Source organism: Caldimonas sp. (assembly GCF_046289365.1).
In the GTDB taxonomy this organism is placed as follows: domain Bacteria; phylum Pseudomonadota; class Gammaproteobacteria; order Burkholderiales; family Burkholderiaceae_C; genus Caldimonas.
In genome coordinates this window covers 1-6,391 of the sequence record NZ_JBKBVU010000178.1, presented here as the reverse complement: position 1 = coordinate 6,391, position 6,391 = coordinate 1, and the positions used below count along the sequence as shown (strand labels likewise).

General features: G+C 69.8%; 6 protein-coding genes. All 6 read left to right on the top strand.

Features of this window, described 5'->3' with window-relative positions; translation table 11 throughout:
• On the top strand, positions 1-366 hold a 366-nt coding region (locus ACK42S_RS14455), incomplete at its 5' end, for a DUF3305 domain-containing protein (RefSeq protein WP_409708956.1).
• Positions 359-991, top strand: a complete 633-nt coding sequence (locus tag ACK42S_RS14450) for a DUF3306 domain-containing protein (protein WP_409708953.1) — start codon at positions 359-361, stop codon at positions 989-991. The genes ACK42S_RS14455 and ACK42S_RS14450, both read left to right, overlap by 8 nt.
• A complete protein-coding gene (locus ACK42S_RS14445) occupies positions 939-3,035 on the top strand; it encodes a 4Fe-4S binding protein (RefSeq protein WP_409708950.1) in 2,097 nt (698 codons plus the stop codon). The genes ACK42S_RS14450 and ACK42S_RS14445 overlap by 53 nt, the downstream gene beginning before the upstream one ends.
• Positions 3,032-3,655 (top strand): molecular chaperone, encoded by a 624-nt coding sequence (locus ACK42S_RS14440; RefSeq protein WP_409708947.1) that lies wholly within the window; start codon positions 3,032-3,034, stop codon positions 3,653-3,655. The genes ACK42S_RS14445 and ACK42S_RS14440 overlap by 4 nt, the downstream gene beginning before the upstream one ends.
• A 68-nt stretch (positions 3,656-3,723) precedes the next feature.
• Positions 3,724-4,626, top strand: coding sequence for a UDP-2,3-diacylglucosamine diphosphatase (locus tag ACK42S_RS14435; protein ID WP_409708944.1), 903 nt, complete (start codon positions 3,724-3,726; stop codon positions 4,624-4,626).
• Between the two features lie 137 nt (positions 4,627-4,763).
• The coding region (ppk1, locus tag ACK42S_RS14430; protein WP_409708959.1) for a polyphosphate kinase 1 at positions 4,764-6,391 on the top strand (1,628 nt) is incomplete at its 3' end.

The window sequence follows — 6,391 nt, the reverse complement described above, 5'->3', positions numbered from 1 at the left end:
CTATTCCGTATCGAACATCGCCCATTGATTCTGGCCGTCTTGAGCGACAAGCAGAAAGGCTTGCCGGAAGCAGTGGCTGCGGTCCTGCCCGACGCCCGGCATCACTTCTGTCACTCCCACTACCTCAACAACTTGGCCGAGCCGCTGGCCGAAGCGGATTCGGCTTTCAACGTACGGCTGCGCCAAGCGGTGCGTCGCTGGCTCGATGCGCAGGAGCGGGTGGACAACGTGCCGCTGCAGGCCGAGGTGGCGGTCTGGCTGCAGGCCTACACCGACGAGCATTACCGGCCCGAACCCAAGAAGCGCCAGCGCCCGGCTTCCTTCCTGGGGCCCGGCCGGCGTGACCCGGGAGCGCACGATGGCTGACGAAGGCTTCCTTGCCCGCTGGTCGCGCCGCAAGGCCCAGGCCGGCCAGGCTCAGCCGGACGCAGGGCCGGTGCAGCCGCTGCTGCCCGATGCCGCGGCGTCCGGGCCGCCAGCGGCCGTGCCGGCCGAAGTCCCTCCACCTGCCGACGATCCCGCCGCGGCACCCGCCTCGCCACCGCCCACGCTGGAGGACGTGCAGCGGCTGGACCCGGGCGCGGACGTCTCGCGCTTCATGGCCCCCGACGTCGACCAGACGGTGCGGCACGCGGCGCTGAAAAAACTCTTCAGCGACCCGCACTTCAACCGGATGGACGGCCTGGACGTCTACATCGAGGACTACACCCAGTTCACCCCGGTGCCGCAGGCGGTGCTGCGCCGCATGGTGCAGGCGCAGGCCCTGGGGCTGTGGCGCGAGGAGCGCACGCCAGTGGAAAGGCCCGAGGCAAAGCCCAATGGCGCCGATGGCGGCAACGTGACACAGTGTCCGGATCCGGCCACGTCGGAGCCCGCCGTCGATGCGGGCCGTGAGCCAGCCCACGATGAAAACCCTGATCTGCAGTTGCAATCGCACGATGCCCCTGGACGAGGCGGCCCTGAACCGGGCGCTGGGCCAGGCGGGCGTTGAGGCCGACCTGTCGGCTCACACCGTGCTGTGCCGGCGCGAGGCCGGAGCCTTCCAGCGGGCGGCCCGCAGCGGCGAGGAGCTGCTCGTGGCCTGCACCCAGGAGAGCCGGCTCTTCCTGGAGCTGAACGAAGCGACTGAGGGCGCCCGGCCGCTGGCCGAACGGCCGATCCGCTTTGTCAACATCCGCGAGACGGCCGGATGGTCCCGCGATGCGACACAGGCCACTCCGAAGCTGGCCGCCCTGATCGCGGCGGCGCAGTTGCCCGACCCGGCCCCGGTGCCCACGGTGAGCTACCGCAGTGCGGGGCGCTGCCTCGTGGTGGGCCCTGCCGAGGCGGCGCAGCGCGCGGCCTTGCTGCTGGCCGATGCGCTGGAGGTGACGGTGCTGGTGGAAGGGCGTGGCGGGGCGCTGCCGCAGCGCCGCGCCCAGGCCGTCCATGCCGGGCGGCTCGTCGGGTTGCGCGGCTGGCTGGGCGCCTTCGAGGCGAGCTGGACCAGCGACAACCCCATCGACCTGGAGCTGTGCACCCGCTGCAACGCCTGCATCGAGGTGTGCCCGGAGGGGGCCATCGACTTCAGCTATCAGGTGGACCTGGACCGCTGCCGTTCCCACCGCGCCTGCGTGCGCGTGTGCGAAGCGGCCGGGGCGATCGACTTCCAGCGCGAGGCCCAGACCGTCTCAGAGACCTTCGATCTCGTGCTCGACCTGGGGGACACTCCCCGCCTGGCGATGCACCAGCCGCCGCAGGGCTATGTGCACGCAGGACGCGACGAGGCGCGTGTGCTGCAGGCCGTGCTCACGCTGAAGGACCGGGTGGGCGAGTTCGAGAAGCCCAGGTTCTTCCAGTACAAGCGCAAGCTGTGCGCCCACAGCCGCAACGAGAAGCTGGGCTGCAACGCCTGCGTGGAGGTCTGCTCGGCTCGCGCCATCCGCTCCGAGATTCACGATGGAGGCGGCATCTTCGTCGAGCCGCACCTGTGCGTGGGCTGCGGGGCCTGCACCACGGTGTGTCCCAGCGGGGCCCTGGCCTATGCCTACCCCGACACGGTGGACCAGGGCCGTCGGCTGCGCACACTGATCTCGACTTACCTGAAGGCCGGCGGCCGCAGCCCGGCCCTGCTGCTGCACAGCGAGGGGGCGGGCGCCCGGCTGGTGGAGGACCTGGGCCGGGCCGCGCGGGTGGACGGGACGCTCCGGGGCGTGCCGGCCCGGGTGCTGCCCGTGGCGGTGTGGCACACCGCCAGCGTGGGGCTGGACCTGTGGCTGGCCGCCTTCGCCTACGGGGCGGCCCATGTCTGGGTGCTGCTGACCGATGAGGAGGCGCCCGAATACCGCGAGGCGCTGGCGGCGCAGGCGGCCCTGGCCAACGCGATACTCAAGGGCCTGGGCTTCGACGGCACGCCGGTGGCGCTGATCGAGGCCCGTGATGCGCGCGACCTGGCGGCCCTGGACCAGGCCCTGCGCGTGCCGGCCGCCCGCACGGTGCGGCAGCCGGCGGGCTTTGCCACCCAGGCCGACAAGCGCGTCACGCTGGAGCTGGCCCTCGATCACCTGCTGGCCCAGGCGCCGCAGCCCGTGGACGAGATTGCCCTGCCCCGGGCGGGCGCGCCGTTCGGCACCGTGGTGGTGGACACCGACAAGTGCACCCTGTGCCTGAGCTGCGTGGGGGCCTGCCCGGAGGGCGCCCTGGCCGACAACCCCGAGCGGCCCCAGCTCCGCTTCATCGAGAAGCACTGTGTGCAGTGCGGCTTGTGCGAGACCACCTGCCCCGAGCGGGCCATCACGCTGCAGCCGCGCTTGTGGCTGGCCGAGGCGGGCAAGGCGCGCAAGCAGGCCCGGGTGCTGCATGAGGTCGAGCCCTATCGCTGCGTGCGCTGCGGCAAGCCCTTCGGCACGCTCAAGGCGGTGGAATTGATGATCGGCAAGCTGGCCGGCCATGCCGCTTTCCAAGGGGCGGCGCTGGAGCGGCTGCGCATGTGCGGCGACTGCCGTGTGATCGACCTGTACAGCCAGTCCGACGAAGTGAGGATCACCGACCTATGAGCACCACGGCCATCGCCTTTGCGGCACCTGACGACGCCGAGGAGCTGGCGCGTGCCGAGATGTACGGTGTGCTGTCCAGGCTGTACATGGCAGCTCCCGACGAGAGGCTGCTGCGGCAGTTTGCGGTGGCCGTGACCGAGGCGCCGGTCGAGGGCGCCTTCCTGCAGCAGCCCTGGGAGGCGCTGGTGGCCGCGCTGCGCCAGAGCACGCCGGCCGAGGTGGCCGACGAGTACGACGCGCTCTTCCAGGGCGTGGGCAAGCCCGAGGTGTTCCTCTACGGCTCGTACTACCTGGCCGGCTTCCTCAACGAAAAGCCGCTCGTGGCGCTGCGGCAGGACCTGGCGGCTTTGGGCCTGACCCGCGACGAGGCCCGCGGCGAGACCGAGGACCACGTGGCCTATGTGTTCGAGGTGATGCGCTATCTCATCGCCGGCGAGGATGCGGCGGTGTGCAACCTGGAACAGCAAAGACGCTTTTTCCGCACCCATGTGCAACCATGGGCCGAGGCTCTGTGCGACGCCCTGGCCGCACACCCCCGGGCCCGGGTCTACCGGGCCGTGGCCGAGATGACACGCGCCTTCGTGCAGGTGGAGGCCCAGGGCTTCGACATGATCGAGTAGCGTGTGTTCATCGGAGTGTCACGGCCCTGACGCGGCGGCGTCACGGCGTCACGTCACGATGTGGGTCCATGCGATGGATCCCGCCCACCGAGTTCTTTCAGTCGCACGCAGCCCGTGCGGCCGCGGGCGCGCTTGGCGCCGACGGGGCCGAGTCCGCCGCTTCGGCCCAGGCGGGGCATCGGGACGACGGCGTACTGAGGGTGCGCACCGTCTTCATCTCCGACATCCACCTGGGCACGCCGGGCTGCCAGGCCGCGGCGCTGCTGGACTTTCTGCGGGTGGTGGAGTGCGAGACACTCTTCCTGGTGGGCGACATCATCGACGGCTGGCAACTGCGTCGCCACTGGTACTGGCCGCAGGCCCACAATGATGTGGTGCAGAAGCTGCTGCGCAAGGCCCGCAAGGGCACGCGCGTGATCTTCATCCCGGGCAACCACGACGAGTTCGCACGCCGTTACGTGGGGCACAACTTCGGCGGCGTGGACCTGGCCGAGGACTGGGTGCACATGACCGCCGACGGCCGGCGCCTGTGGATCACCCACGGCGATCTTTTCGATGGCGTGATCCAGTGTGCCAAGTGGCTCGCCTACCTGGGCGACTCGCTCTACGAGTTCACGCTCAGGCTCAACCGCCACGTCAACTCGCTGCGCGCGCGTCTGGGGCTGCCGTACTGGTCGCTGTCGAAGTACCTCAAGCTCAAGGTCAAGCGGGCGGTGAGCTATGTCAGCGACTTCGAGGAAGCACTGGCCCGCGAGGCGCGCCGGCGGGGTGTCGACGGGGTCGTGTGCGGGCACATCCACCATGCCGAGCTGCGCGACATCGACGGGGTGCTCTATGCGAACGACGGCGATTGGGTGGAGAGCCTCACGGCCTTGGTGGAACATGCGGATGGGCGCCTGGAGATCCTCGACTGGGCTGCCCGGCAGGGGCGCGGACGGACGCACCCGTCCGGTATTGCGGTGCCGGCCTGAGGGCCGCTGCGGCCGCCATCGGGCGGCCCGTCTGTCGTCGAGCCGTCACGCGCCGGTCATATACTGAATCAATGAATTCGGATTTCGCCCCCGTCCTGTCGATCGAGCGGGTGTCGTCGGGGCCGACGACCGCCGGCATGCCCGCCACCGGCCTGAAGCTGCTCAACCGCGAAAGGGCCATCCTGGAGTTCAACCGCCGCGTGCTGGCCCAGGCCCGGCGACCGGACGTGCCGCTGCTGGAGCGGCTGCGCTACATCTGCATCGTCTCATCGAACCTCGACGAGTTCTTCGAGGTGCGCTTCGGCGACTACCTCGAGGCGGCCCGGCGGCCTGGCGGCGGAGTGTCGGAGCACGACCTGGCCGAGGTGGCCGCGGCCGCACACGAGCTCATCGACCACCAGTATGCGGTGTTCAACCAGGAGGTGATGCCCGCCCTCAAGCGCGAGGGCATCATCATCCTGAACCATGCCGAGCGCAACGAAGCCCAGCGGCGCTGGGTGGACCGCTTCTTCCAGCGCCAGGTGCGCCCGCTGCTGGTGCCCCTGGGGCTGGACCCGGCCCATCCCTTTCCGCAGGTGGCCAACAAGTCGCTGAACTTCATCGTCAAGCTCGGCGGCAAGGACGCCTTCGGGCGCGACAACTCGATCGCCATCGTCAAAGTGCCCCGCGTGCTGCCGCGCGTGATCCGCCTGCCGCAGGAGCTGACCGACGGGCAGCAGGCCTTCGTGCTGCTGTCCAGCGTGATCCGCGCACACCTGGAGGAGCTGTTTCCGGGCCGCAGCGTCGAGGCCTTCTCCCAGTTCCGCGTCACGCGCGACTCCGACCTGGCGGTCGACGAGGAGGACGTGACCAACCTGCGCCAGGCGCTGCGATCTTCGCTCACCACCCGCCACTTCGGTCAGGCCATCCGCCTGGAGGTGGTCAGCACCTGCCCGGCCGAGCTGTCGGGTTTCCTGCTGCGGCAGTTCGGCCTGCCCGAGGCGGCACTGTACCGGGTGGACGGGCCGGTGAACCTCGTCCGGCTCAACCAGCTCATCGACCAGGCCGATGCCTCCCATCTGCGTTTCCCCGCCTTCGAGCCGGCCTGGCCGCGCGATCTGCCGCGGCAGGTGTCGATGTTCGAGCGCCTCAAGCGTGGCGATGTGCTGCTGCATCATCCCTTCGAGTCGTTCGAACCGGTGGTGCAGTTCCTGCGTGAAGCCGTCCATGACCCGGACGTGCTGGCAATCAAGCAGACGATCTACCGCACCGGCAGCGAATCGGTGCTGATGGACCTGCTGATCGAGGCCGCGCGCCGGGGCAAGGAGGTGATGGCGGTGGTCGAGCTCAAGGCCCGCTTCGACGAGGAGGCCAACATCAACTGGGCCGAGCGCCTGGAGGCGGTGGGTGCCCAGGTGGTCTACGGCATCGTGGGTCTGAAGACACACGCCAAGCTGCTGCTGGTCACGCGGCGCGAGGAGGGCGCCCGCGGCCCGGTGCTGCGCCGTTATGCCCATCTGTCCACCGGCAACTACAACCCCAAGACGGCCCGCCTGTACACCGATATCGGCTGCCTCACGGCCGATGCGGAGTTGACGGCCGATGCCGACGTGGTGTTCCAGCAACTGGCCAGCCTCACCCGTGTGCGCACCCCGCGCCATCTGCTGATGGCCCCCTTCAGCCTGCACAAGCAGATGCTGCGCCACATTGAACAGGTGGCCGACGCCGCACGCGGCGGGGGGGGGGGGGGGAGGGTGGGAAAGGGGAAAAAGAGGAAAAAAAGGGG